General features: G+C 43.1%; 26 protein-coding genes and 1 riboswitch. Of the genes, 9 read left to right on the top strand and 17 right to left on the bottom strand.

Translation table 11 applies throughout. The annotated features are described in order from the left end of the window. The first annotated feature begins 658 nt into the window (after positions 1 to 658). Positions 659 to 1,324 (top strand): hypothetical protein, encoded by a 666-nt coding sequence (locus V7R39_RS09215; RefSeq protein ID WP_334030215.1) that lies wholly within the window; start codon positions 659 to 661, stop codon positions 1,322 to 1,324. Here the strand turns inward: V7R39_RS09215 and V7R39_RS09210 are convergent. Beyond that, positions 1,310 to 3,160 (bottom strand): helix-turn-helix domain-containing protein, encoded by a 1,851-nt coding sequence (locus V7R39_RS09210; protein ID WP_334030214.1) that lies wholly within the window; start codon positions 3,158 to 3,160, stop codon positions 1,310 to 1,312. The genes V7R39_RS09215 and V7R39_RS09210 overlap by 15 nt on opposite strands. 298 nt (positions 3,161 to 3,458) lie before the next feature. Further along, positions 3,459 to 3,535, top strand: a riboswitch (cyclic di-GMP riboswitch). A gap of 15 nt (positions 3,536 to 3,550) precedes the next feature. Between V7R39_RS09210 and V7R39_RS09205 the strand changes: the two genes are divergently transcribed. Together V7R39_RS09205 and V7R39_RS09200 are read left to right on the top strand one after the other, a co-directional pair. Beyond that, positions 3,551 to 3,997, top strand: a complete 447-nt coding sequence (locus V7R39_RS09205; protein ID WP_334030213.1) for a hypothetical protein — start codon at positions 3,551 to 3,553, stop codon at positions 3,995 to 3,997. 70 nt (positions 3,998 to 4,067) lie between these two features. Then, entirely contained in the window at positions 4,068 to 4,442 is a 375-nt protein-coding gene (locus tag V7R39_RS09200) for a hypothetical protein (RefSeq protein WP_334030212.1), read from the top strand. 6 nt (positions 4,443 to 4,448) lie between these two features. Here V7R39_RS09200 and V7R39_RS09195 read toward each other — a convergent pair whose 3' ends face one another. From V7R39_RS09195 to V7R39_RS09170, 6 genes are all read right to left on the bottom strand, one after another. After that, entirely contained in the window at positions 4,449 to 5,357 is a 909-nt protein-coding gene (locus tag V7R39_RS09195) for a hypothetical protein (RefSeq protein ID WP_334030211.1), read from the bottom strand. Between the two features lie 801 nt (positions 5,358 to 6,158). Then, positions 6,159 to 7,514 carry an MFS transporter gene (locus V7R39_RS09190; protein ID WP_438823533.1) on the bottom strand — a complete coding sequence of 452 codons (1,356 nt, stop codon included), beginning with the start codon at positions 7,512 to 7,514 and terminating at the stop codon, positions 6,159 to 6,161. Between the two features lie 40 nt (positions 7,515 to 7,554). Continuing rightward, a complete protein-coding gene (locus V7R39_RS09185; protein ID WP_334030208.1) occupies positions 7,555 to 8,127 on the bottom strand; it encodes a BON domain-containing protein in 573 nt (190 codons plus the stop codon). Positions 8,128 to 8,146: 19 nt separating this feature from the next. Next, positions 8,147 to 8,743: a phosphoheptose isomerase gene (locus tag V7R39_RS09180; protein ID WP_032097399.1), complete on the bottom strand. Its 597-nt coding sequence runs from the start codon at positions 8,741 to 8,743 to the stop codon at positions 8,147 to 8,149. 87 nt (positions 8,744 to 8,830) lie between these two features. Continuing rightward, positions 8,831 to 9,172 (bottom strand): YraN family protein, encoded by a 342-nt coding sequence (locus tag V7R39_RS09175; RefSeq protein ID WP_334030207.1) that lies wholly within the window; start codon positions 9,170 to 9,172, stop codon positions 8,831 to 8,833. Positions 9,173 to 9,181: 9 nt separating this feature from the next. After that, the gene (locus V7R39_RS09170) at positions 9,182 to 11,221 is read right to left on the bottom strand and encodes a penicillin-binding protein activator (protein WP_334030206.1); all 2,040 of its coding nucleotides are present in this window, start codon (positions 11,219 to 11,221) and stop codon (positions 9,182 to 9,184) included. A gap of 149 nt (positions 11,222 to 11,370) precedes the next feature. On the opposite strand from V7R39_RS09170, the gene rsmI reads away from it, so the two are divergent. Continuing rightward, positions 11,371 to 12,207 (top strand): 16S rRNA (cytidine(1402)-2'-O)-methyltransferase, encoded by an 837-nt coding sequence (rsmI, locus tag V7R39_RS09165; RefSeq protein WP_334030223.1) that lies wholly within the window; start codon positions 11,371 to 11,373, stop codon positions 12,205 to 12,207. Between the two features lie 104 nt (positions 12,208 to 12,311). Further along, the gene (locus tag V7R39_RS09160; protein WP_334030204.1) at positions 12,312 to 12,575 is read left to right on the top strand and encodes a hypothetical protein; all 264 of its coding nucleotides are present in this window, start codon (positions 12,312 to 12,314) and stop codon (positions 12,573 to 12,575) included. 71 nt (positions 12,576 to 12,646) lie between these two features. Here V7R39_RS09160 and nspC read toward each other — a convergent pair whose 3' ends face one another. The 4 genes from nspC to V7R39_RS09140 all read right to left on the bottom strand — a co-directional run bounded on the left by nspC (position 12,647) and on the right by V7R39_RS09140 (position 16,910). Next, positions 12,647 to 13,822 (bottom strand): carboxynorspermidine decarboxylase, encoded by a 1,176-nt coding sequence (gene nspC, locus V7R39_RS09155; RefSeq protein ID WP_334030203.1) that lies wholly within the window; start codon positions 13,820 to 13,822, stop codon positions 12,647 to 12,649. Between the two features lie 42 nt (positions 13,823 to 13,864). Next, positions 13,865 to 15,067: a saccharopine dehydrogenase family protein gene (locus V7R39_RS09150; RefSeq protein ID WP_334030201.1), complete on the bottom strand. Its 1,203-nt coding sequence runs from the start codon at positions 15,065 to 15,067 to the stop codon at positions 13,865 to 13,867. 175 nt (positions 15,068 to 15,242) lie between these two features. Further along, on the bottom strand, positions 15,243 to 15,653 hold the full coding sequence (locus V7R39_RS09145) for a hypothetical protein (protein ID WP_334030200.1): 411 nt from the start codon (positions 15,651 to 15,653) through the stop codon (positions 15,243 to 15,245). A 180-nt stretch (positions 15,654 to 15,833) separates the two neighbouring features. Then, positions 15,834 to 16,910 carry a 1-aminocyclopropane-1-carboxylate deaminase/D-cysteine desulfhydrase gene (locus V7R39_RS09140; protein ID WP_334030198.1) on the bottom strand — a complete coding sequence of 359 codons (1,077 nt, stop codon included), beginning with the start codon at positions 16,908 to 16,910 and terminating at the stop codon, positions 15,834 to 15,836. A 119-nt stretch (positions 16,911 to 17,029) separates the two neighbouring features. Between V7R39_RS09140 and V7R39_RS09135 the strand changes: the two genes are divergently transcribed. The 3 genes from V7R39_RS09135 to V7R39_RS09125 all read left to right on the top strand — a co-directional run bounded on the left by V7R39_RS09135 (position 17,030) and on the right by V7R39_RS09125 (position 19,870). Continuing rightward, on the top strand, positions 17,030 to 17,704 hold the full coding sequence (locus V7R39_RS09135) for a chalcone isomerase family protein (protein ID WP_334030197.1): 675 nt from the start codon (positions 17,030 to 17,032) through the stop codon (positions 17,702 to 17,704). Positions 17,705 to 17,763: 59 nt separating this feature from the next. After that, positions 17,764 to 18,318 carry a DUF3833 domain-containing protein gene (locus V7R39_RS09130; RefSeq protein ID WP_334030195.1) on the top strand — a complete coding sequence of 185 codons (555 nt, stop codon included), beginning with the start codon at positions 17,764 to 17,766 and terminating at the stop codon, positions 18,316 to 18,318. A gap of 268 nt (positions 18,319 to 18,586) precedes the next feature. After that, the gene (locus tag V7R39_RS09125) at positions 18,587 to 19,870 is read left to right on the top strand and encodes a pectin acetylesterase-family hydrolase (RefSeq protein WP_334030193.1); all 1,284 of its coding nucleotides are present in this window, start codon (positions 18,587 to 18,589) and stop codon (positions 19,868 to 19,870) included. 16 nt (positions 19,871 to 19,886) lie between these two features. On the opposite strand, the gene V7R39_RS09120 is transcribed toward V7R39_RS09125, so the two are convergent. From V7R39_RS09120 to aceK, 4 genes are all read right to left on the bottom strand, one after another. Then, complete coding sequence (locus tag V7R39_RS09120; RefSeq protein ID WP_287010257.1) at positions 19,887 to 20,051, bottom strand: DUF2986 domain-containing protein; 165 nt, start codon at positions 20,049 to 20,051, stop codon at positions 19,887 to 19,889. A gap of 127 nt (positions 20,052 to 20,178) precedes the next feature. After that, positions 20,179 to 21,603: a sensor histidine kinase gene (locus tag V7R39_RS09115; protein ID WP_334030192.1), complete on the bottom strand. Its 1,425-nt coding sequence runs from the start codon at positions 21,601 to 21,603 to the stop codon at positions 20,179 to 20,181. Then, the gene (locus V7R39_RS09110; RefSeq protein ID WP_334030191.1) at positions 21,600 to 22,280 is read right to left on the bottom strand and encodes a response regulator transcription factor; all 681 of its coding nucleotides are present in this window, start codon (positions 22,278 to 22,280) and stop codon (positions 21,600 to 21,602) included. Before V7R39_RS09110 ends, V7R39_RS09115 begins: the two co-directional genes overlap by 4 nt. Positions 22,281 to 22,484: 204 nt before the next feature. Then, on the bottom strand, positions 22,485 to 24,215 hold the full coding sequence (gene aceK, locus V7R39_RS09105; protein ID WP_334030189.1) for a bifunctional isocitrate dehydrogenase kinase/phosphatase: 1,731 nt from the start codon (positions 24,213 to 24,215) through the stop codon (positions 22,485 to 22,487). Positions 24,216 to 24,511: 296 nt separating this feature from the next. Here aceK and V7R39_RS09100 point away from each other — a divergent pair, with 296 nt between their 5' ends. Then, complete coding sequence (locus V7R39_RS09100; protein ID WP_334030188.1) at positions 24,512 to 24,907, top strand: response regulator; 396 nt, start codon at positions 24,512 to 24,514, stop codon at positions 24,905 to 24,907. Between the two features lie 127 nt (positions 24,908 to 25,034). On the opposite strand, the gene arsB is transcribed toward V7R39_RS09100, so the two are convergent. Beyond that, complete coding sequence (arsB, locus tag V7R39_RS09095; protein ID WP_334030187.1) at positions 25,035 to 26,057, bottom strand: ACR3 family arsenite efflux transporter; 1,023 nt, start codon at positions 26,055 to 26,057, stop codon at positions 25,035 to 25,037. A gap of 59 nt (positions 26,058 to 26,116) precedes the next feature. Next, positions 26,117 to 26,785 carry an arsenical resistance protein ArsH gene (gene arsH, locus V7R39_RS09090; protein ID WP_438823532.1) on the bottom strand — a complete coding sequence of 223 codons (669 nt, stop codon included), beginning with the start codon at positions 26,783 to 26,785 and terminating at the stop codon, positions 26,117 to 26,119. Between the last annotated feature and the right edge of the window lie 12 nt (positions 26,786 to 26,797).

Here is a 26,797-nt window from a genome sequence, read left to right as displayed (position 1 = left end):
CCCATGAGATGACCAATTTTGACTAATAGTCATATGTCAATTGTAGGTCGTCACAAATCCAAGGTAGAACGTTCAGGCTGTATTTGAAAAAGCTCAACGTTACTTTCGACGGACTCGACGGAAAAATTAATGACTTAACCCCTGTGGCTTACTTCACTGAAGTGCTGAAGAAAGTCAGACACCAAACCACACATCAAATCGATGAGCTTTTGCCTTGAAAAATGGGCCTTACTCCACACCGATAACGACACTAATTAACACACATGGTGTCCGATAAAATAAAGCGGACACTTTAAATTAGAACAAACAACCTATAATCGCCTTACGATTACTTGCACTTGGTAGAACATCATTTTTCAAAGCTAACTCCATATCCAGTTGAGAAAACTTTCTAGATAAGAGGTTAGGTGGTTTAGGTTAATACAAATATCTTTTCTCGCTAAGTGTCATAAATTTGGCTGCAACTGTCATGTTTCTTTTCATTATTGCTGTATAATCTCAGCCTGCCAAGTTGACAATGCTTGCTGACTCTGGATGTTTATTGGAATGCGGAGTCGTACCTTGACATCAGGCATAAGAATGCCGTGCTTGCTTTTTTGTATTATTCTATCTTGTAACTGAGGAGAGCAACATTATTAGATTAGGAGCTTTTATAATAATGTTGGCAGTAGTGTTCAGCTCTGCTGCTTCTGCGGGCCTTGTCTACATGGATTTTTCAGATAAAACGCAGCTGAATTCTTTTCAAACACGAGGTGAGAGTATCGGCTTGCGCTTAAAAGCAAATCGCCTCGAGATAATTCTCAACTCACCGAGAAACCGTGGCCAGACAAAACTTGATTTGGCGAACTACATTTCTTTAATGGTCGATTTCGATAGTAGTCTAATCCTTGACGAATTTTCGTTTAGAGCAAGGCGTGGAAGTGCAGGGAGAGAGGGAAGCTTATTTATTCGCTCTAGCCTAGACGGTTTCACAACTAATATATACGAAAATTATATCCACCTTGAAAACCGCGATAACCCAATCCAAAAAATTGGGTTATCGGAGTTGTTTACAACGAAAACTAATCAGGTCGAGTTCAGATTGTATATTACAGATCCTGCAGAGCGACATGGCTTACAAACTCGTATCCATTTAGATGACCTAACCATTACTACCGTAACTTCACGCCACTTTGATTCTGTCGCAGATAATCGAATAATTCGGGCTGTGTCTGCTCCTTTAAGCTCCATCTTTGCCTTCGCAGGTTTATTGGTTACTTTGGTTATCTCAAAACGGCACTCTAAGAATAAATTTATCCGTAAAGCCAAGTTAGACAGCCTTTAATTGATTCCTAGCTTCTTCTAGCAGCATCTCAAGCGTTTCTCTTTCTAGTAAAGAAGTTACACTGACCAATTGTTCTGGCTCAGTAAAATGCTCAAAAGCAGCCGTCATTGCCATACTTAGGGCTAGTACTAATGAAGCCTGTCTATTATCAATAAAACTATTCTCTTGAATCTGAACGTCTAAACCTGAAAGCGTTTTCACTAGCTTATCGCTTAATCCCCATGCAGCGAGTAAAATAGCACTGGTTGAAAATAGCGACACTTTGCATTGCGTATTCAACTCGCGCATAAATTGAAAAAAATCAGCACTTCTATTGAATACTTGGCTTGTTTGCGCATTCAGCATGTCAGCTTTATGAAATACCAGCAGCATACCCAATAAACCTAAGAGTAATACTTGCTCATCAAGAGTTGAGTCGTAGTCGCAGAATATTTTCTTTCTTATTTTGAGATGCAGCCAGGGCGCTAGCATTATCGCTCTTATCAGTTTATCTACATCAAGGTTAACAACGAGTTCGCCCAGTTGGTCTTTGGCTAAGAATACTGCTGATAAAGACTTAACTCTTTCAATCCCTAAAGTTCGTCCAATAGCATCTCTCACGGATGTAGGCGGTGAACCAAATGTGGCCTTGCTGGCTAACCCTAGAATGCGACCACTAAAGATGGGATCCTTTTCAATAATAGCGACTGCTTTTGGTATGTTCAATTCCTCTGTTTTAAGCTGCAAGATACTCTGACAGCTTTCTGGGATAGGCGGTAAGTTATCAACTGTATCAGTAAAAAAGTCTGTTGAACGTTGATAGCCAAAACGCTTCCCAAACTCTCTGAATTGCGCTGCTGACGTCCCAAGCAACGCTTTAAAAGCACGATCAAAAGAAGCCCGTTCCGAATAGCCAAGCTCTAATGCGATAACCTCTATCTTTTTATTAGTAGATATTAACTCAGACACTGCAGCTTGATAAAACCACCAATTACTGATTTTCTTAAAACTATTGTTTTCCTCGCGCAGTTTTCTTCGGGCTTGAGATTCTGAAATACCTAACGCATTGCATACCTCGGCAAAGGTGACCTGCGCTGGCAAATCAGCTTGATTGATAAACGCCAATACTTGCTCAGAAAGCTGTTGATAAAGTTTTGTAGATATAAGCTGTTGCTCTACCAGTTGTCGAAGACGCTTCCGCAAGGTTGGGTTGTAGAAAAATGATGGGGTAGTTAGTAAATCACTATCAAATATGATTAGGTATTTATCCCCCTTGAACAACACACTGGTTTGCGTGTTTTCAATCATTTTTTCATCAACCGATGGGTGTGAAACAGGGAAAATCACAGACTCTACCTTGAATTTCTGACCTAAAATTGCACGGCATATATAGAATAACAACATAACGCTGAAGTCCAAATACCTTTGTAAGCAATCTTCAGGTTCGCATCCTACATAGATTAGACCAATCGAGACGAAGCCTTCTTTAACAACAACTTTCAGCTCCACTTGTTTGAAAAAAATTAAGGTTTTAAATTTCAGTAAGTCATTTAGGCCTTGTTTGAGATTTTTTGCTGCAAGCATCTTTAGAAATAGTAAATCTAACTGATTAGCCTGAATATAGTTAGGCAATAGCCAAATTAGGTCATCCCGCTTAATTAAAACTAACGCGTTATTCAATCTATGTATGAAATCTTGGTAACAAAGCGTGCGTTGTTCGATTTGTGCAGCTAGCTCAGTCATCTCTTTAATGCGCAATTCATCATCAATACCATGGTCGCGATAAGCTGTGAGCAGTGCTTTGATGACATGAGACCAGAAAGGTGGGGTGATATCTGCCAGCGGTGTAAGAACCATCTTTTATCCCTGTGAATAGCAACAAGATTGTTATTACTTTATTTAAGTTATACGTAGAAAATAGTTAAATAATTGTTATTTTAAACAAGCTTATATTTCTTTTTTTGACGGAAATCGTCAAGAAAATGACTGAAACAGTCATATCTTAGGAGAACTATTCCAACAATACTCATTAGTGCAAATCGGACTTACACATACTAACCAAGTAACAGATTTGCAATTGATCAAATGCGGTCTGGGTATTTCAGTTTTTTAGCGCCCTATCATATTTGTTCAAATTAAAACCTCGGTACTCATAATCTAACACTGCCAAACTCACTGTGAAGTGAGGACGGAAAGCCACGGGTCTGACTACCAGACGGCCGGGTCGCACAAAAGGATATTAGCACAATGAAAAAGTTAGTTGCATTATTGTCTATGGCTGTATTTGCATCAGCCGTTAACGCTTCGGATCTTAGAACAGAAGCTAACAAAGACACCAATATCATCAAGCACAAAAAGGGCTGGGCACCTGTATTGACCTTGAAAGGCGACAGAGGAACTGGACTTTATATCGACCAAGGCAACAAGCAAGCTACTGGCATTCGTATGGACAGCGGTAATGCTACCGTAACTATGTCACCTAGTTATGCTGCGGCCGGAGTAAATAACGGAAAGTTGAGAGAGCAGGGATTAAATAATGCTGAAACGGCAGCGGTCGTATTCCAGGTCTCAGGCTCTAAGCTAGATGGCGATAGTGGAAATTTTGTTGTGTTGGACGCAAAAAATAAGCAAGTCTTGTTTTTAGACTCCGACAGCAATATCATCAGCACGATTGGAAGCGTCTCTGTCGAGTGACACGTTTTTAACTGGTGCTCAACATTCTGTATGAAGACGCCTTCTTATGATTAAAGAGAGGCGTCTTTTTATGAAAAATAAAATCACATTATTAGCTTTTTTTTTATTAACATTCGTTACCGCTCACCTATTTTTTGAGGTGAAACGACTAACGTTGTCGCTAGACGCTTTTCAAGACGAAATAGTAACCAGTCGACTAATTGTAGTAGATAAGGCAAACAATCCTAAAGCAGTAGTTGATGCAGAGGATTCAGAAACAACACTCACGATTTTGGACTCGACCAACGTGCCAAGATTCCAAATTGCGTTAGATTCCGCTGATAACATGAATGTATTTATGTTTGACGGTGAAGGCAAACCTCGAGTAGGTTATTTTAGTCAAACGGACAATACATTTTTGCAATATAAAAACAAAGTCGAAAATTTCAAGCCAGTTGAAAATTAACTACAGTCACAAGCTGTGTAGTAAACTTAGTTGTTCTTCAAAAATATCCGGTTTTTGTGAGTATTTTAAAATAGCAGCGTCAATTAACGCTTGTTTGAACTCGGTTTGAAAATATAACTGCATAATTTCGTCAATGCTCATGTGTTGAATTTGCTCAGATATCATCTGTCCAACATTGGGCCTAAGAAAATCTTTGTAATCATATAGTACTATCCAATCTAACAGAGCTGCGAAGTCAGAAAAACTGTAATTGCTAATATTTTCTGTGACATGTTGCGTCAAGTCGTCATCATTTGCTTGGTAAACAAACTCGATTAGTTCAACTCCGCTTTTTTTCCTTTCATAGAATGAAACAAGTTCATAGTACCCTTCTTTTCTAATCTCACTACCTCTGCTCAATGATGAAATGTAAGTGAGCGCTAACTCTTCATCCAAACTAATAATATTGTCAAAAATCATTGCCGCTGTTGCTTTATTAAATTGCTCCACATTGCGAGATGATAAAAATGGTTCATTAAGAAGTTTCATGCCGAATAAAGCAAACAAAGCGCGTAAATCAGACATCCGTAGAACCATAACTAGTGCAGGTTTTTCATTTAATAAATCAATGGCTTGCTCGGGATTTTCTTTAAATAAATGGTGCCATCGTTGCCTTTCATCGAATTCATTCTCATTGGATTCGCTGTTTAGCGAATTCTTAAGATCTTGTAGCGAAAAATTACTTGGAGTAATTAATGATTTATTCTCAGCCGTTCGGTCAGTTGGCTCTAGCTCGCTTTGCGCATTTTTTTGCGCGTTACTTGACCGTTCAGCTTGAGCTGGTGGGTTTACGTTTTTAGAAATGTCGCTAACGGTGTTTAAGTAAACAAATACCGATAAAGTTATGCAAAACAGAACCCCAATTAAATATTTCATTTTATGTATTTCCTAATAATCTTCGCGGCACTCAGTATCGCGCGTCTGCAGACATTGACTGAATTTAGCACTTCGCTCTTGTTACGCCGTTAGGGAACATATAATTTAAGCAAGCATTATTACACGAGGTTTTCGTACAGTTCAAAGTCAAATGAAAAGAAACGGGGGGCCACTTCAAACTAAGAGGCGTATCACAGATTTTCGTTTGAATTTAGCGATTATTAGTGTGGATTAAAAAGTTGTAAATACGCCGAAAGAGAAGCAACGTTTTTAATGTCTTGAAGGATTAAATCTAAGTGACCCGAATGAAACTTTAAATGATCGTGAATAAAGGAAGCGATAAAGCAATAACTATGGTCGTCCCCTTTATGCATCTTTTACTTTAGTTGTGTGTTTTACTTGCATCTAATTTGTTTGCGTGATTAACCGAAATATTTTCGATCTTTTCATGAGTTCCAAGGACATTTAATAGTATTTCGTCAAATAAAAAAGAAAGTTGAGTTTTGTAAGTGTTGTGGGCTTACCGTTAAGCATTTCTAAAACAGATTTATAGCGGTGTTTATGAAGAATAGATAACTCTGTTGACCGATTGCCAAAGACAATTATCGCCGTCAAAGCTGACGTTAAAACTACAATTCCAATACATAAGTGAAAGCTATTAATAAGCAAATAGTAGAGTAAAGCTGTTTTGGGCTATCGGCAATTATATTTTTTATGGCCGTATTATCTGATGTACTCACTTTCCCAAAACTTCTGCGTTCTACAGAAAAGTGTTTAGCAAGGCTCAATACGGACCATTTTTCAAAGTGATTTTTTGCGCTTGCGTTTATTCAATACTGCATCGCCGTCCTCTTTTGAAAGTAAGATGCTGTCTGTAATGCTAACCAATGCCAGTATCGCCATAAATACCATGGCGATGGTGAATGTTGTTATATCTGGTTTATCGGCAGATTGACCGAGTATTAACGCAGCCACTGCTATGGCCAGTGCTGAAAGTGTTATTCCTAGCCCGCGATTCATTTGCATCAATATTGCCCCAAGAGTATTTGCATCGCGCATCTTATCTGTTGGAACGTCAGCAAAAGCGATGGTATTTAGCAACGTGAGGTGCATTGAACGGGTAATGCCGTTAATGAAAAGCAGGGCTGCAATGGTAAAAGACGAGGTGTTAATATCAATCATTGCCAAGGCGACAAAACCTAGCGCAATAAGTACTCCGTTAACAATCAATACCGGTTTAAAGCCAAAGGTATTCATAATCCATGTTGTGGCAGGTTTAATAGCAAGGTTACCTGCAAACAGCCACAGCAAGATGGAGCCTGCTTCTACAGGTGTATAGCCCAAGCCCAGTTGCAGCATTAGGGGAATAAGAAAAGGCGCACTGCCTAGCGCAATGCGCACGACAGAGCCACCATACACCGATAATCGAAAGGTGCGGTGTTGCATTGCATCAAATGAAAAAAGCGGATTTCTAGCGGTTTTTATGTGCCACATGGCAAGCAGCATACCGGCAAAACCTACTGAAATAATGGTGGCACTTTCTAATAGTCTTTCAGCGTTACTGGCAAGAAGCTCAATGCCAGCCATAAAAAGCGCAAACCCAACGCCAGTGAGCAGAAAGCCCTTTACATCGAATGTGCTTACGTCGCCTTTTGTATTTTGAAGTAAATATGCCGAGGCAATAATAGCAATCAAGCCCAAAGGAATATTCATATAGAATATCCATTGCCAGCTGAAATGAGTGGCAATATAGCCGCCTAATACAGGGCCGAGCAAAGGTGCACTCAGCGCTGGCCAGGTAATGATGGCCACTGTTTTCACTAACTTTTCTTTTGGCAGGTCACGAAGTACCACTAACCGGCCAACGGGCACCATCATTGCCCCGCCAATTCCTTGCAATATCCTTGATAGGGTAAATTCAACCAAAGTGGTGCTTAAGCCACATAACACAGAGGCAAGGGTAAATACCCCAATGGCAGCAATAAAGATGGTTCTAGCGCCGAAGCGATCGGCCACATAGCCACTGAGGGGAATAAATAGGGTAACCGCAACAAGGTAGGCCGATACACCAATTGAAAGATGCGCAGCGGGGATCCCAAAATCTGCGGCAATAACTGGAAGCGCCGTAGTAATAACTGTGGCGTCCAGAATTTCCATAAAGAGCGCCCCCGCCACGAGAAGGGCGGTGGCAGCGTCTTTACTGATTAATTTCAAAGGCGCGCACAACTCTAGCTACGCCAGTCACATTGCGAGCAATGTCTACCGCTGCGGTGGCTTCTAGGCTGGATAATCTGCCCATAAGAAATACTTCAGAGTCTTGAACTACTACCCTTACTTGCAACGCAGGTACACGCTCGTCAGCAACCAGTTTTGTTCTTACTTTGGATGCGAGCCAAATGTCGTTAGCTTGAGTGCCTGCACCTATTGGAGTAGCAACGCGCACTTGGTTGTGAATTTTCTTTAAATAATCCACGTTTTGGGCGCGTTCAACCGCTTCATCGATAAGCGCTTGGTTTGGCGCTTGACCAGTAAGTAGCGCTACACCGTTATAAACATCAACCTGCAGGTTGGCTTGCTCTTTCAACGCATCACTTTTAGACCATTGAAACGCTACCGCACTGTCGGCATTTTGATCGTCAAGCTGGGTGCCCACGGTTCGCCGGTCGTTAGCTACCTTTGCCGCCATGGCACCTGCAGCGCCAACCGCCACTACACAGCCTTGTAATGTCATGGCAAAAGTAATTGCTAGAATGCTTACGCATTTTGTCATTGGCTTCATAAACTAATAATTACTCGTCACCGTGGTCAGCTGGGAATAAGCTATCGTCAATGCACTCGCATAAATTGTGAATGACCAGCAAATGCACTTCTTGAATTCGTGCAGTACGGTTTGACGGTACGCGAATTTCTACATCGTGCTCACTAAGAAATCCGGCCATTTCTCCACCGTCTTTACCCGTCAATGCAACTATCGTCATGTCGCGCGACAGTGCGGCTTCCATGGCGGCGGTAACGTTGCGCGAGTTTCCGCTGGTAGAAATAGCAAGAAGGATATCGCCGGGTTGGCCTAGCGCGCGTACTTGCTTGGCAAAAATTTCATCATAGCTGTAATCGTTGGCAATAGACGTAATTGTTGAGGTATCGGTACTCAATGCTATAGCAGGTAGGCTAGGGCGATCTCTTTCGTAACGATTTAGCATTTCAGAAGAAAAGTGCTGTGCATCGCCAGCCGAACCGCCATTACCGCAGCTAAGCACTTTATTTCCACGAATAAGCGCTTCAACCATCATGCTCGCTGCTTTTTCAATCGACTCTGGCAAAATTTCAGAGGCAGCAATTTTGGTTTGAATACTTTCAGTAAAGTTAGCTTTAATTTGTTCAATCATACTTCTTCTCTTTATAAGCGAGCTGCTGATAGGAAATCTTCAGCGCTGGTGGGCGCGTATGAGGCGCTTCGAATGCTAAGGCTGGCATTAGCCAATATTTTTTAGCCATTGAAGACGATTACCGTCGATAGCAATAACGTCAATTCGCAATGAGGTAGACGTCGAATTAAGGCTATTATCTAACAAATAGAACTCAAACGCAGCTTGAATTCGCTGCAGTTTTTGTGCGGTAACGAATTCTGCTGCATTGCCAAATTTCGTATTCTTACGATATTTGACCTCAACACACACTATGGTGTCGCCGTCTTGCATAACAATATCTAATTCGCCTCGGCGTGTGCGATAGTTTTGACAGCGTAACGTTAGGCCTTGTTCCAACAAAAATTGACAGGCTTGTTGCTCTGCTGCATTCCCTTGCAATAGCGACATAATAATTCTCTATTCTGTGAGTATTTCCACTTTTTCATTGCGAATAATAGCTCTGGGCTGCTGCCGCTCTACTTCGCCATTTTTGTTCAGTGACAGCGAGCCTGTAAGCCCATCGTGATTTAAATATTGTAGCGTGTTTAATATACCAAGCTGGGGAAGCAGCTCATAGGCGTCATAACCAAAGGCGAATAAGCGCTTTTGCATGGTACTTTGTGCTGCAAAGGCTTGGTCCACGGTTTGGGCTAAACCTTGCCATTTATGCTGCGGCATTAACCAGGGCATATCGATAAAGTGAATGTTTTTCAAATCACGCCACTGGTTTTTACCGCTGTCGTAATCCATAGAGCGAGACGAGGCATAAACGGGAATGGGCTGTCCATCAAGAGGGTTGAGACTTGCTTCAATAATCGGATTAAGTAATTCAGTGTCTTGTGGTGAAGCAAACGCGATAATAGCGTCTATGTCTCGTCTGCTACGAGGCATGTTGTACACTTCGTCATTAGTCATGTACTCAATTTGATTAATTCGCTTGTTGCTCTGCGCCACATCTAGCGCTGAAGTAACACCTTCTCTTAGCGAGTTACTGTCATTGAACGTTACCGACGTGATGTTGGTGCGGCGTTTGCCCTCTGCCTTGTTCAGCGTTTCCCAATGCGCTTTAAATGTGTCGTCCATACGCATGTAGAGAGAGCTCTGCTCTGCAATAACAATAGGGGCCCTAAACCCTTTGTTAAATATAAGCTCTGCAAGCTGTTTGGCCTCATCTTCTGGTGCTAGACCAAAGAAGTTAGCTGCGATAGGTTGCGCTACAGACGTTTTCTCAGATAAACCTTGCTCTGCAGATAAGGGGGGCTTCGCACTTGTTTGTTCTGATAGTGGGTCAGTTTCAGCGCTCCCTGAAGCATCTTGTTGTGCAAGCAACTCAATGGTTCTATCAAGCTCGCCCATTGCCTGCTGAAAATTATCAAACCGATTGAGGGCTAATACGTTTACCCCAGTAGGTAGGGCAGGCACTATGCGTTCAACGTTATCTTTAAGTAGCGGGCCAATAACAAATTTTGCTTCTCCGAGGGCATTTACAATACCTTCGACATCTTTATCTGTGGTGTCGACAAAGCTAAGCTGAGGTAGGTCGCGCTCGCTCTGATTATCTTCAATGCTCTGATAATACGCCGCCATGATGCCGTTTTTAATGGTGTTACCCGTTGCGCCAAGACGTCCAGATAGTGGGAGCAATACGGCAATGCTATCGATACTTGGACGAGAAAGCTGGGTAGCGCTATCTACATTTTTAGGGAAAGCTTTGCCTAGGCTATGACCTGCATAGACACGTTTGAAATTACGTAGGTTAGCGGCAAGTTGCTTAGGATTAGAACGATATTCTTGCGTTAATTTTCTTAAGCTAACAAAGGGAGAAAGCGCGGGATACTGCGAGCTCACGTCGTCAAGTGATGAAAAGGACATAGACGTTACCCATGTCCAAACTTGCTCTACTTTTTGTTCGTCAGTGAGGTCGGTTTTCAATAGGCTGTTTGCCGCCGCGCCATAATTGCCCTCGCGAATAAATAACTGTGTTTGAAGGTGTGCTTTTTCGACACCAAATTGGCTTTGATCCGGCACTGTCTCAAGCAAGGTCAGTAGAGTTTGGGGCGACGCGTCAGGGCTGTTCACATACACTTTTGCCATAAGTAGTGCGTAAGCAGATTGGTTAGCAGTAGATACGCCGTCTTGCTTCACTTCATAAAGCACTTGTTGGGCTAACAGGGGCTTTTGATTTGCGATATACAGCTCAGCAGCCTCTAGAAGTAAGGTGTCTCTTCGCTCTTTATTGCGAGTTGCAAGCCACGCCTTTTTTGCCTCAACAAGCTTGTGTTCAGGTGTAATCTCTTCTTGAATAACAGGCTGCTCAACAGGGGATTTTACGCTTGTTGAAACGTTAACCGCTTTTTTGGGCGTACTCGTGCAGCCAACTAACAATAACGGTGAGAGCAGTAATGAGGTTACCGCAAAACGCGTGATGTGTTTTCCAGTGGTTCCGGTATGGCGCACAGTTTCATTCCTTTTACTTCGATATCGCTTAAGTTTATCTCAACCAGTGTGAAAATCTACGCTTGGCGGCATAAACTGGACTATTGGCATGTTACACTTACCGCATTATCACGTTTCTATTATTATTTATGACTAACTCTGCCAATCCTATGAATGACGTTGCTACGCTGTACATTGTACCCACCCCCATCGGAAACTTAAACGACATAAGCGCTCGAGCTATCGAGGTACTTGGCAGTGTGAGTTGGATTGCGGCAGAAGACACCCGCCATAGCTCAAGATTACTTCAGCACTTGAGTATTTCTACCAAAACATTATCGCTGCACGATCATAACGAAGATAAGCGTGCAGCCATGTTATGCGAGCGACTAAAGGGTGGCGAGGCGGTTGCGTTAATTAGTGATGCCGGTACACCGCTAATAAGCGACCCTGGCTTTATCTTGGTACGTCGCTGCCGCGAGCAGGGCATCCCGGTTTGCGCCCTGCCAGGCCCCTGCGCAGCCATTACAGCATTAAGCGCGTCAGGCTTACCGACAGATAAGTTTATTTTTGAAGGGTTTTTGCCAGTAAAAGCACAGGCCAGAGAGAGTGCGGTGTCTGCGCTGCTAGATAGACCTTACACGAGTGTATTTTACGAAGCGCCGCGCAGAATTTTAGACACAGTAACGCTTATTCAGCGCGTGCTCGGTGAAAGGCATGTTGTGGTGGCGAAAGAGCTAACTAAAACTTTCGAAACCTATGTAAGCGGCAGCGCCCAAGATGTTATTGATTACCTAACATCCGAAGCGGCCCACCAAAAAGGCGAATTTGTGGTGATGATTGGTCCAACTCACGTTAGTGAACAGGAAATTCCCTCTGAGGCAATGTCATTGCTGCACACCCTTTGTGAGCATATTCCACTGAAAAAAGCTGCTGCGGTAGTTGCAGGCCACTATGGATTAAAGAAAAACGCACTTTATCAAGCGGGGTTGGACGCAAAAGAATAAACCAGAGGTGGTAAGGGCTAGCACTGATCTTAACTGCCTTTTAGTTGTTACCAATTACTAGGTGTTATTAAGAGAATGTTGAGCAGCAGAAAATGGAGGCGTATATGAAAAAAACACTGAAAATCACCATGGCAGAAGGCAAGTGGCTGGTAGATGTTTTCTCAAAGGCCAATGATTCGGGAGTGTTCGATTTAATTCACCCTAATACCAGCGCTGAGATATCGTTTAATGAAGGCGAGATGTATGGTTTTCGTTATAGCGTAGGCGGAAAAAAAGGTACCTCATTTACCATCGAGCTGGATGATATCGTGTTAGTGGAAGGTGAAATAGATGACAGCGAAACCGCGAAAGGTAGCGGTGTTATTTAAGTAATTTCTATTAAGCTTATAAAAAATGTCGGCTTTAAAAAGCCGACATTTGTTTCAAAAGTAAGGGCCTCTTAAGACAAGCGCCCTTTGAAATCTTCGTACGTGAAACTTCGCACTAATTCAAATTCGCCGTTTAAGCGCAATATGCCAATGGACGGATGATCAACCCCATTAAAAAACGTGGTTTTTACCATGGTGTAGTGCATCATATCTTCGAACTGGATACGACTTCCCGCCACCAGAGGTTCATCAAACGAGTAGGTGTCTATAACATCGCCAGCAAGACATGAATTGCCGCCAAGTTTGAAATTGTGTGACTTTTCATTTGGTAATGCCGCATTTAACACGGTAGGTCGATAGGGCATCTCTAACACATCTGGCATGTGCGCAGTGGCCGAGATATCCAATATGGCAATATCACCTTCGTTATTCACCACATCCACCACTTCCGATATTAAAGGGCCTGTTTGCCACGCTACCGCAGAGCCCGGCTCTAAGATAATATCAAGGTGGGGGTAACGCTCTTTAAATGCCGACAGTGTGTTGATTAAGTGCTCAACGTCATAGCCTTCACTTGTCATTAAATGACCGCCGCCTAAATTCAACCATTTTAATTGATGTAGCCATTTGCCAAATCGTTTCTCAATGGCCTGCAAAGTACGCTTTGTGGCAAAAGAATCGCACTCGCATAAATTGTGGCAGTGAAAACCTTCAATTCCGTCAAGGCTAATCCCTTCTAACTCATCCGCTCTTATCCCTAATCGCGAACCGGGTGCAGCTGGGTCGTAAAGTGGCGTATCTGCTTCTTGATGCTCTGGGTTAATTCTCAACCCAAGTGATACATCTTTTAGCGCCTCACGGTGGGTATGCCACTGGTTAAGGCTGTTAAACGATAAGTGATGCACTAATGTGGCGAGTTCTTTTGCATCCTCAGCTTTGTAAGCAGGGGAATAGGCATGAACCTCTTTGCCCATTTCAGCTGCTAACTTTGCCTCCCACACTGAGCTTGCGGTGGCACCTTGAAGATATTGTTTGACGATATCGAAGCAAGACCACATGGAAAAGCCTTTAAGAGCTAAAATAATTCGAACGCCTGACTCGTCTTGAACGCGCTTCATCAGCGTGAGGTTACGAATTAACTTTGCTTCCTCAAGAACATAGCAGGGTGAGGGAATATCAGTGCGTTGGGTAAGATTGGTCAAAGGGTTCAAGCTCCGGTCAATAACGTAAAAAGGGGCACTTAACATAGCGCCCCTCGTAAATATCTATAAGTATTTGTTCAAAGCAATCTATTTAGTGAAAGGGCTACTATCGCACTCTAGTACATGCCATGGCAGTCCGTGTTCATTAAGCATATCCATGAACGGGTCTGGATCAAACTGTTCCATATTCCACACGCCAGCTTCTTTCCACGTGCCGTTTAGCATAAGTGCAGCACCAATCATCGCAGGAACGCCTGTGGTGTACGATACCGCCTGAGCACCTACTTCCTCATTACACTTAGCGTGTTCGCAGTTATTGTAGATAAAGATGGTTTTTTCTTTGCCATCTTTTATACCTGTAATGTAAGTACCAATACAGGTCATGCCTACATAACCTTCTGCAAGCGATCCTGGGTTAGGTAATACGGCTTTTAGAAACTCTAAAGGCACAACTTGTTGGCCTTGAAATTCTATAGGCTCAATGCTCGTCATACCAATACCTTCAAGCACGCGAAGGTGATTAAGGTAAGCCTCGCCAAATGTCATCCAAAAACGGGCACGTTTAAGTGTTGGGAAGTGTTTCACCAACGACTCAAGCTCTTCGTGGAACATAAGGTACGAGGCGCGCTCGCCTATATTTTGATAGTCTAGGTCTTCTCGAACACTAAGCGGATCAGTTTCCTTCCACTCACCATTTTCCCAAAATTTACCACGCTGAGTAATTTCGCGGATATTGATTTCTGGGTTGAAATTAGTCGCGAATGCTTGACCGTGATCGCCGCCATTACAATCGACAATATCAAGGTAGTGAATTTCATCAAAGTAGTGTTTTGCTGCATACGCAGTAAAGACGTTAGTGACACCTGGATCAAAACCACTTCCAAGTAGTGCCATGATACCGGCATCTTTAAACTTGTCTTGGTACGCCCACTGCCATGAGTATTCAAATTTTGCTACGTCTTTTGGCTCGTAGTTTGCGGTATCAAGATAATGCGTATTGGTTGCTAAACACGCATCCATGATAGGTAAGTCTTGATATGGCAATGCCAAATTAATCACTAGGTCAGGCTGCACTTCGTTGATTAACGCTTCCACTTCTTTAGCATTATCAGCATCTAAAGCAAATACGCCTTTCACGCGGTCTTCACCAACTTCTTGCTGAAGAACTTCACATTTAGACACCGTTCGACTTGCTAAGAATATTTCATCGAAATGTTGTGGCAAACGAGCACATTTTTTGACCGTCACTGAGGCAACGCCGCCAGCACCAATAATGAGAACGCGAGACATAGTATTAATCCCTAAATTTTGCGAGTAAATTTTTGCTGAATGCTAGCAGACACCGACGATTTGGCAAGCAAAGTCAGTGTCTGAAAGTATAAATAGTATAAATTTCCCTGCTAACGATGAAAAACGTTATGAGCGTTTTAACTATGAATGCGTTAAAAGGGGACTTAGGTCGAGCTTAGGGCGCCGCAGTATTAATCGGCGGCGACACCACCACAGAACCGTCAACCTTATAGTAAGGATATAGGAGCAATTGTTCTTCATGATCAGGCGACGATGTCACTACCGCTATGGCATCCACATTTTTACTGTTCTGTGTATTGATAGTAGCAGCATAGACTAAGACGCTGTAACTGTTGGTATCGGTGGTTGTGTCGATAATCCTCCACTGGAGTTGCTCAATGAGCTGCGACTCACGTTTACTCTCGGTGGTTTCGTCTGCAAATATACAACCGTTTTTACCGTCTTGGTTTACAGCCGCAAAAGGGTAAAACACATCACTGTTCAGCAGCATTAATTTGCATATGGAAAGTGATTTGGAAACAAGTTCTTTTAAAGGGGTTGGCAATGTAACTGGTCGGTCGATCATGTTGTATCTCCTCAAAGTTAGCGTTGCTTGCAATGCTATAGTTAATACTCAATAGGTCATCGCTAATATTTTTGGTTGCTGTTTTTAGATACACTGTCCTTTATTCCTTTCATTATTACTTACGGTGTATTGAACCCATAGGTTTACTATCACTACACAAATGAACATTTTGCAATGTCCTTAGCGAGCACCCTGAAGTCCACCGGTGTGTACGAGAATTATCGTACTACCTGATTTAAATGTGCCCTTTTTAAGCATATCTTTCAATGCGAAAAATACTTTTCCGGAGTAAACGGGCTCAATCTTAAAGGGCATGGCGTTGTTAAAGTTCTCACAAAATGCCTTTAGGTAGGGCGGCGCCTTTGCATATCCACCGCAATGGTATTCATGGTTAATATGCCAGTTACTGTTTGCTTTACCCCCTTCTTCATTACTCGCAGGCGCTTTTGCTGCGAGTTCTTTTGTCAAAATTTCTTTTGTCACAATATGTTTTGTCAAAATGGTGGCGGGTAAGAACTGATTAACCAAGGATTCCAAGTAATCTTGGCCTTTAAGCACGCCAATACCAATAGCGTGCTGGTTTGGCGTTAACGCACTGACAATACCTGCCATTGTGGCACCACTGGCTACGGGGGCAATAATAGTGTCGAACTCGGTATTGTGATTGGTAGCGAGCGCTTCAGTAATTTCATTAACTAACTCTGCAACCCCTGAAATTGCCTGCTCTTGGCTTCCCCCTTCTGGGATGATAATGGCAGGGGAAAAGCGCTCTTTTAGTGAGTTGAGGTATTCGGCAGAGTCACGTTTTTTATAGGTTATTCGGTCAACATACTCAATATCGACGTTCCATGAAGTTAGGTCGCTGATCATTGGTGTTGGTGTAGCAGAATAGTCTCCACGAATAATGGCTGTAAGCGGAATGTCTAGGGTATGACACACATATCCGAGTGCATGAAGGTGATTTGAAAAGCCACCACCAAAACTGATGAGTCTGACAGAGCCTTTGGCGGTGAATGAAGACTCTTCAGCGCCGTCTAGGTATTGCTCTGCGTAGCCATAAATAAACTGCTTTAGTTTTCGCCACTTATTACCAGACACTACGGGGTGTATTTTGTCGTCGCGCTTTACATAAATAGTCACATCCTCGGCACCAGGCCAGTCAGGTGTAAACAATTCTAAAGGTGAGGGCTGGGTGAGTGTCTGCTCAAGCGTTGTTAGTTTATTCACAGAAGGAAGTTGCCACAATTGATCATTCATTATCTGCTCGCAGTATAACTAATACGACCACAAATCAAAAAGTATGGAAATGTTGAAGGCGTCAGTTCGTCAAATAGGGCGACTAAAATCAACGCTGGAGAGTCATACAGGGAAAAATGATGAAACCTAAATTAATAACGAATGCTGAATTAATGACGAATGCTAAATTAGTGTGTATCAAACACGCAACCTCAAATAAATCGCAGGTAGAGCAGAACTCGCTCATGAGTGCTCTAGCAAGTAAGCTTCGCACTGTCGTGAACCGGGCTGCTTTTTTAAGTTTAACAATGATGAGTATTTCTCTGATGAGCGTATCTTTTGCATCAAATGCTGCTTTGCCTTCGCCAGTATCCAAAAGTGTCCCCAATGCAGAAGTTGTGGGCAAAGATATGTTTACTTATTACCTATTCGATGTTTACGAGGCTACTTTGTTCGCTCCCAAGGGAGAGTATGAGAAAGGAAAGCCTATTGCCCTAACTCTAAAGTACCAACGTTCGCTAGACGGTAAGAAAATAGCTGAGCGTTCTATTGATGAGATGAAAAAGCAGGCAAAGCTTGATTCAGAGAAAGCCAAGCGCTGGTTACAAGACATGGTAGATATTTTCCCAGATGTAAAAGAGGGAGATGTACTAACAGGCGTAGCCACTGAAGAGGGCAACGCCTTATTCTATTTCAACGGCGAAAATGCCGGGGAAGTTAAAGACCCAGAGTTTACGCAAAAATTCTTTGATATTTGGCTGGGAGAGAATACCTCAGAGCCTAAGTTTAGAAGAGCGCTACTAGGCATCAAATAATTAGCGCAGCTTACAGACTATTTTTTAATTTTAGCATTAGAGTAAAGAACAGGATAATTATGAAATCATTGAAACGCGCTGCCTATGCACTAGCAGGATTGGGAATAAGTGCAGTAACACTGAGTGGTTGTTCAGTGTCGGTTGAAGGTAAAGATTATACCTCTGTGCAACCAGCATTTAACATTGAGCAGTTTTTTGATGGTGATGTCAAAGCGTGGGGCATCGTTCAAAATCGCTCTGGTGAAGTTGTGCAGCGTTTTAAAGTGGATATTGATGGTTCTATAGACGGTGACACGTTAACACTCGATGAAACCTTCGACTATGGTGTTGGTGAAGGTCCAATGTCCCGCACGTGGAAAATTGTTAAACAAAGCGATGGTACATTCGTTGGAAACGCTGGCGACATAGACGGCCCTGCTGCAGGTACATCTTACGGCAATGCTTTCAACTTCCATTACCAAATGGATTTACCCGTAGACGACACCAGTTACTCTGTGACGTTTGACGATTGGTTTTGGGCTTTTGATGAAACAACCATGATGAATCGCTCTTATATCCGCAAATTCGGGATTGTTATGGCCGAAGTGACCATATTCATGCAAAAGCAGGAGTAGCATTGTAAGTTATTGGAATATTTTAAAAAGTTTGAGATGGGATTGCGTTGCGTTGATGCTACATTAGCATCGGCGCAACTAATAATAACTAACTTGTAGACAGCGCTCGTTTTTACGTTACTCTATTTGTGCACGAAACGATGTGCCCACTGATATCAATTACAGTGAGGCAGTCAAAATCAGCGGACTCGGATGTACTGATTTACCGTGCCATTACACATTGCGTCGCCCAACCCATCTTTTTATTAAACTACAAAAGGAATTGTTTATGCATCTTGCTATTAAACGCCTTCTGCTTATCACGCTGTCATTGAGTTTCATTCTACCCACCGTTGCCTTTGCACAGTGGGAACAAATTACTCCGCCTACTGAAATGCAGGTTTCGCTTCCCAGCAAAGAGCAAAAAACGATTACGCCCGCATGCGCTCTTCCTGCATTAGCTACCGAACAAGGAATAGTGCCTAACCCATTCTCGTTTTATTTTGAGCAAGGCGAGAGTGACAACCTTCTTATCTACTTTAATGGTGGCGGCGCCTGCTGGGATGGAGCTACGTGTTTAGCTTCTCTTCAGCTTGAGTTCGATGCCGATCCCTTAAGTCGAGCGGCTTTTAACCCTTCAGCAGTTGTTGAAAATACACCGTTTATTTCTGGCGGAATTTTTGAGGACACCGAGGAGAATCCGTTTCAATCGTGGTCGAAGGTATTTATTCCTTATTGTACAGGTGACTTACATATAGGGTCTCAAGATACGCCTTATACTGACACGCTAGGCTTGGTTTCAGGCCAGCCAGGTGCTGAAGTCGTTATTAAGCATAGAGGTCACGATAACGCTTTAGCAGTAATGGATTGGATTAAGCAAAAACTTGATTCACAGGCATTGTCCCCAAATAAGGTTCTGTTAAGTGGAAGTAGTGCCGGCGGTTATGGTGCAACGTTTAATTTCCCCATTATTCAACAGCTCTTTGGAAGAACGAAGGTAGCACTTTTTGCAGACGCGTCTATGGGCGTTATTTCGAAAGGTTTTACCGAGTCAGTACTTAATTACGCTGGGCCCTGGGGGATAGAAGATACATTACCACGCAACTTTCAGTCGCTAATTGGAAACTTCAACCATCTTGCGCTGAACAAACAGGTAATGTTGCGCTTGGCCTATCAGTATCCATGGAATCGTTTCGCTCAATATTCTACTGGCACTGATATTGTTCAAATTCAGTTTTTGAAAATATCTGACCAAGTGGCAAAGGGTAATTTAGATCCCACCACTTGGGGGGTATCAGAAGACGACTTTATTTATATTTTTGGGTGGCAAATACAGAGCTACACATCGCTTAATGCATTGTCAGCATTTACATGGAACTATCAATTTTACTTAGGCGAGGGCACCTGCCATATGGTGCTTAACGACTTCTGTGAAGACAATGCTTTTCCTGTCTCATCGCCCAGCCCGTTTTACAATGAAGCAAGTGCTCAAGGTGTACAGTTTAAAGATTGGCTCCATCACTTTGCAACAGCCCGTCGTTTCAGAGAAAACAGCGTAGCGTATTATCGTTAATTTGGTTGCGCTATCCTTATTTAAGGGTAGCGCCATCTTCTTCAACGCTGCTAACTTGCTCAACTAATTTTTCCCTCTCAGCTTTAGAAACATAAACTGGCTTACTACTTTTATGCAATTTAGCGTTCGCCTTTTTATCTTTTTTCTGGAGTTTTTTGATGATTTTTTTGCGACGGTTCAAAACCAATTCCCTCAAACGGACAGCTGAATTTGCCCATTATATTATGTTAATAAGCACTCGTGCCAGACGCATGTGGCCAGTCACGGTTAATTGAGGGGCGAGAGTGGTATATGAATAGTCTAATCGCCTAGCGCTTGAAGCTAAGCACCACGCCCAAGCCCGACCCATTCATGAGTGGGTCGTGTACAAACCACACACGGCCTTCGTGTAGCTTAACAATGGCTGAGACAAGAGACAGTCCCAAGCCGTTGCCTTTACTTGTTCTGCTGCCATCTGCGCGATAAAAACGACGTTCTAAACTTTCAAGCTCATGCTCTCCTACGCCCATTCCTGCGTCGTTAATGGATATGACGTGGTGAGTTTTCGTCGACGTTAATTGCACTACCACACGGCTTCCATCGGGAGAGTACTTTAAGGCATTATCAAGCACGTTCGCTACAGCTTGAAACAGCAAATTGGGGTCTGCAATCATGGTGATTGGCTGCAAGGAGCTAGTCAGGGTTATATTCCTGTCCTCCGCTAGCGGGTGGTATAGGTCTACAACATCTTCAACGATTGCAAGAACATCGGTTTCGCAAAATCCTTCTTTTTTGTTGGTGGTTTCTAGCCCGCTTATTCTAAGCAAACTATTGAACATATTGAGCAGGTTATCTGCTTCGTGGGTTGTTTCATCACGCAGTTTTTCGTCGTCTATTTGCTCTAATGTATTGCGTAAACGCGCTAAAGGGGTACGGAGATCGTGTGCAATACTGTCAGTCACCGATTTTATATTGTTAACCGAGTTTTCTATGGTATCTAACATTTGATTGAATACCGCAGATAAGCTGCTTAAATCATCCCAGTTGCTATCTATTTCTAGGCGTTCCTCCAAGCTTCCAGTTTTTATTATTTTGTCTGCAGTTTGGGACATTCGATTGATTCGATTAACCACATAAACAGCAATGGCAAAACTGAGTACACTTAACATCGAAAGCAGCACCACTATAATCCAGCTAAACGCTCTGCCAAACCATTGGGCGCTGTATAAGTCGTCAATTCCACGCCCTACAATTAACGTATAGTTGTCTAAAGAGACTTCTCTCACTAACGCCTGTCGAAGGGTTTTGCGCTCGCCGCTATCAGGCAGCGAGATAACAATTTCAGCCGTGTTAAAGTTTGCGTGCTCATGACGCTCTAAAATAAGCGGAATACTGGCAAGGTTTCCAGTAACAAACTGTTGGTTTTGACTTAATACTACGAAAGAGCGAACGGACTTGGGTAGTTCGCGGGATGAGGCGTTGGCAGTCGATGCAGAATTATTGGCCATTGTGGAACGTGAAAACTCTCCACTGTCGATAGCCTCTTTAACTGCATCAATGCCTAATGAGTTATGTATCTGAGAAAGAGCGGCAATTTTTGCATTAATTGCCGCCGTAGATTCTGTTATAAAAAGGTCACTGCTTGTTAATCGCCAAAAGTAAACAATGAGAATAATTGCTACGCTGGCCAGTGTGGTAAGCAGCGCGCCAACACGAAAACTAGAACTTCTCGTGAAGTCGCGAATTGCTATCATGTAGCGCTATCGGCGATACGGTAGCCCGTACCTCTTACCGTTTCAATCAGTGGAACATTAAATGCTTTGTCCACTTTTTGGCGCAGTCGGCTAATGTGCACGTCAATCACGTTGGTCTGAGGATCGAAATGATAATTCCACACTTGCTCAAGCAGCATGCTGCGCGTAACGACTTTACCCTTATGGCGAAGTAGGCACTCAAGTAATTGAAATTCTTTCGACTGCAAATCAATTTCCTGCTCGCCGCACAATACTTTGCGGTTAACGAGGTCGAGGGTTAAATCGCCAACTTTAATGAGCGTTTTATCATCGCCATCTTTGCCGCGGCCAGCTAGTCCTTCAATGCGGGCAAGCAACTCTTCAAACGCAAACGGCTTGGTTAAATAGTCGTTTGCGCCGGTGCGCAGACCGCGAACCTTATCTTCGACCTGGCTTTTGGCGCTAAGTAATAAAACTGGGGTGTTATTGTCCGCTTCTCTCAATTTCTCTAAAACAGTGAAGCCGTCGTATTCTGGAAGCATTACGTCGAGTATCACAACATCGAGTTCATTTGATGTTGCTTCTCTATAGCCAGATGCTCCGTCACCCGCAGTAATACATTCATGACCTTCGCCCAACAGTCCGTTTGCGATGTGCGAGGCAACCTTTGGATCATCTTCTACAAGTAACACTCTCATGATTACACTTCTACTTTTAGGTTAAAACGAAACGTAAGGCCGCTATTGGCTTACGTTGTCTTTTACGTGTCATTAGACAAAAAGCGATCACTTTTACCCCTTATGCGTGATAAATAAACCGCGAAATGCAGCCCTTTTTGTAAAGGCGGTATGTTAACGGTTTCCTCCCTAGTTTTACTGCAAAATTATGCACGGCAGTGTGCGTTAGTCGCGTTTGAAACGCTTACTCTCTGAATAGGGGGTGAAGTGTTGTACATCGCCTCGCTCGCATTTTATCTGCACATTGCGCCAATATTCTTGGGTCATTAGGTCGCCATGAAGGTTTTTTAAGATATCTTTAAACTTGCGCTTACCCACAATGAAGTGTTCAAACTGCTCTGGAAATACGTCGCTTGGCCCTACAGAAAGGGTATCAATAGCATAGGGATCATCAGATTTAGGCAGCGCGCGGAAGTTTCGTTCATTCATGAGACAAATTTCGTCGTAGTCATAAAATATGACGCGACCATGGCGGGTAATACCAAAGTTTTTATGCAGCATGTCACCTGGGAAAATATTGGCCATCGCAATCTGTTTTATGCACATACCTAGTTCATCTAGTGCGTTCGCTATTTTGTCTTCATCGGTTTCTTGTTGAAGATAAAGATTGAGTGGCGTCATTTTGCGCTCAATGTACATATGCTTTATCACAAGCTCGTTCTCAGTGAATTCCAAACTGGAAGCACACGTCTCTTTAAGCTCTTCAATCAATTCTGGCGCTATTCGGTCAAGTGGAAATCGAAAGTTCACGTATTCATGGGTATCGGCCATTCTGCCGATACGATCAGACATCTTCACGAGTTTATAGCAGTCTTTCACGTGCTGGCGCGTGATTTTTTTACTCTCTGCAAATTCATCTTTTATAATTTTGAACACAACACCATACGAGGGAAGGTGAAATACCATCATCACTAAACCGCGTATCCCCGGCGCCGCTTCAAAGTGGTCTTCGGAGGTTTCCAAATGAGAAAGGAAGTTGCGATAAAATACCGTTTTACCGTGTTTGTAATGGCCTAGCGCCATATACAATTCAAAATTCTTTTTATTCGGCAGCAGTTCTTGTAAGAAAGCGGCAACTTCTGCTGGGTTTTGAGTGTCGGCCATGAAATAACTGCGCGCAAAGCCGAAGATAACGCTTAAATCTTTTCTATCTGTAAGCAGAGCATCGACAAATATATTTGGCGCATTGTAACGGCGCATAGCAATGACAAAGGGTAACGTCTCGTCCGGCATACAAATTCTGCCAATTAAATAAGCTGCTTTTCCTCTAAAAAAGGTAGGTTTGAGTATTTCTACGGCTTGCACACTGGCAAGTTGCGATGTGCTAAGACGAGCGCGAAGTGCGTCTTCCAAATTCTGCAAATCTCGCTCGTAATCTTCAAAAGGAATGTTGCATCGATAGATCTTAAAAATAGCTTCGTACATCTCTCTCACCGTGGTAGTGGTATCAAAACTATTGATTACTCTGTCTCTATCCTGACCCGGTAAAAAGCAGCGGCTAGGATGCACAAACATCATGTCATCATCTATTTTACGATGTTTAAATATACGGCCAATTACCGAATTGAAGAAGGTCTCGGCAAGTTCAAACTGAGGGTGGCTCTCTAATTGAAGGGCAAAGATTTTCTTTAACTCTTGCCAAAACACATCATCTTTTTTGTGCACCGACGTTAAGTGATAAATCTCGGCAACCGCATCAGATAAACTTTGTTCATATATGTTGATGCGCTCTCTCGATGCTAATTGGGTTTCTTTCCAGTTGCCTTTTTCAAACCGCTGTTGCGCACCTCGTGTAATTCGAGTGAACCACCGGTAGCTCTTGTCGAAATGAGATAACACCAGATAGGCAGCCTTTTTGGCTACGCTTGTTTCTTGGGGCGTTAGGGTATTTTGCATGATTAGATTCCTTAGAAATAACAAGCATCATTTGCCTATTTCGGTGTATTCGAGCTCCTCAAATGATGTGCACTTTCAGCGCGCTACCTGTTAAAAGTCAACATAAACAACCGAGCGCAGGCAACAGATTGAGGCGCGACATACATCTACTATCTGTTTACAAAATAATGCAGATGATTCACAGATGCCACTTGTTTCAACGGTAAGTGGTCGATAATCAGCGACTTATTTTGTTTCCTTATACTTTAGTTTAGGGTAAATTGAGATGGTCAAAACTAAGCAGTATAGAGTTTTTAATGAGTTTCAATGTCCTAATTTGCGATGATTCAGCGTTGGCGCGCAAGGTAATGAAAAAAAGTCTGCCTGCGGGTTTTGTTGAAAATGCTTACGAGGTGTCAAACGGGGTTGATGCCCTTGAGGTATTGGCTCATCATTCTATCGATTTGATGCTACTCGATCTGACTATGCCTGTGCTTGGTGGAATAAGTGTTTTAGGAGAGATAAAACGCAGAGGCCTAGAGACTTTCGTCATTGTAGTATCAGGCGATATTCAGCCGTTGATACATAGAAAAGTCGCTTCATTAGGCGCTCTGGACTTTGTTCAAAAGCCGCTACAGCCTGACCGCCTGCAATCAGTGCTGAAGAAGTTTGGCTTCGTCATTACTACTGAAGAAAAAGCCCTTGCTAGCTAGTCTTTGGTGATTTGGTTGTGCCACCCTCAACGCTAAGTGTTATTAAACTTCTTACGCTATACACGTTTTCTAGCATCGCAAAGCAAGGCGCTCTTAAATAGAGTGAGCGCCCGCTGAAAATAAACATTTACGATGGGTTATCAAACCAGTGTCGTGTTCTATTTGCAAACCATACTAGTGACAACATCACAGGAACCTCTACTAACACGCCTACCACCGTAGCTAGCGCTGCACCACTGTGTAAACCAAACATCGAGATGGCCACTGCCACTGCCAGTTCAAAAAAGTTCGACGTTCCAATCATACACGCCGGAGCGGCGACGTTGTGGGGAAGTTTAATCTGCTTCGCGGTAAAGTAGGCAATTGCAAAAATGCCATAAGTTTGGATAAGCAGTGGTAAGGCAATAAGCGCGATATCCTGAGGCTGAGATAGTATGGTTTTTGCCTGCAGGCCAAACAAGATTATGATGGTGAGCAGTAAGCCACAGACAGAGAATGGTTTAAAATTATTAACCAGCTTGGTAACAGCCTCTGGCCCCTTCGCTTCGATACGTTTTCGAGTGAGAAATCCTGCTATGAGCGGTAGTACAACGTATAGCGCGACCGAGAGTAATAGGGTATTCCACGGCACGGTAATATCAGTAACACCAAGTAGCAAGGCGGTCAGCGGTGCAAACGCAATCACCATGATCAAATCATTAATAGATACTTGCACTAGCGTATAGTTAGCATCACCTTTGGTAAGGTGACTCCATACAAAAACCATAGCGGTACAGGGCGCAACACCCAATAAAATCATACCTGCAATGTATTCAGTTGCCGTTTGAGGGTCCACCATATCGGCAAAAATAACTCTAAAAAACAGCCAGCCAAGTAGAGCCATGCTAAAGGGCTTTATTAGCCAATTAATCGCTAGCGTTAATACTAAGCCTTTGGGCTTTTTACCCACGTCTTTGATTGAGCTAAAGTCGATTTGTACCATCATTGGATAGATCATTAACCAAATCAGCACTGCAACCACCAAGTTTACATGGGCATATTCTAGTGCCGCTACTGACTCAAAAAATTGCGGCATGGCATAGCCAAATCCCACGCCAAGGGCAATACATAACCCAACCCATACAGAAAGGTATCGCTCAAAGAAACCCATCGTTAACCCCCGTTAAGTTTGACCTGATGTGGTTCAACCACATGTTTGCACTATCATTGCTATTTTTGATTTACGCGCTTACTTACTTCTTCGGCACTCTCCACTCGCTCAGAGTATCGGTCCACAAGAAACTCACTGTTATCTCTAGTGAGAAGGGTAAATTTGACCAGTTCCTCTACGACATCCACAATGCGGTTGTAGTATGGGGAAGGCTTCATTCGTCCGTTCTCTTCAAATTCAAGAAACGCTTTGGCAACAGATGATTGGTTTGGGATGGTGAGCATACGCATCCATCGCCCTAAAATTCGCATTTGATTAACCGCATTGAAAGACTGAGAGCCGCCGCTTACCTGCATTACTGCCAAGGTCTTTCCTTGCGTTGGGCGAACACCGCCCATGTTAAGGGGCACCCAATCTATAATGCTTTTCATAATGCCAGTCATACTGCCGTGACGTTCGGGTGAGCACCAAATTTGCCCTTCTGACCACACCATAAGCTCGCGAAGTTCTCTCACTTTAGGATGTGTGTCGTCTTCGGTATCTGGTTGAGGCAGCCCTTTAGGGTCGAATATTTTCGCTTCAGCGCCAAAAAACGCTAATAGTCTTGCAGCTTCTTCAATGACTAAGCGACTGTAAGAGCGCTCGCGAAGAGAACCATAAAGCAGCAAGATACGAGGCTTATGTGAAGACGGGCTTTGTGCAAAGTCAGACGCAGAAGGTTTGTGCATTTCGCTCTCGAT

The organism is Alteromonas sp. P256, assembly GCF_036864455.1.
Taxonomy (GTDB): Bacteria; Pseudomonadota; Gammaproteobacteria; order Enterobacterales; family Alteromonadaceae; genus Alteromonas.
This window is presented reverse-complemented; position numbering and strand designations above follow the sequence as displayed.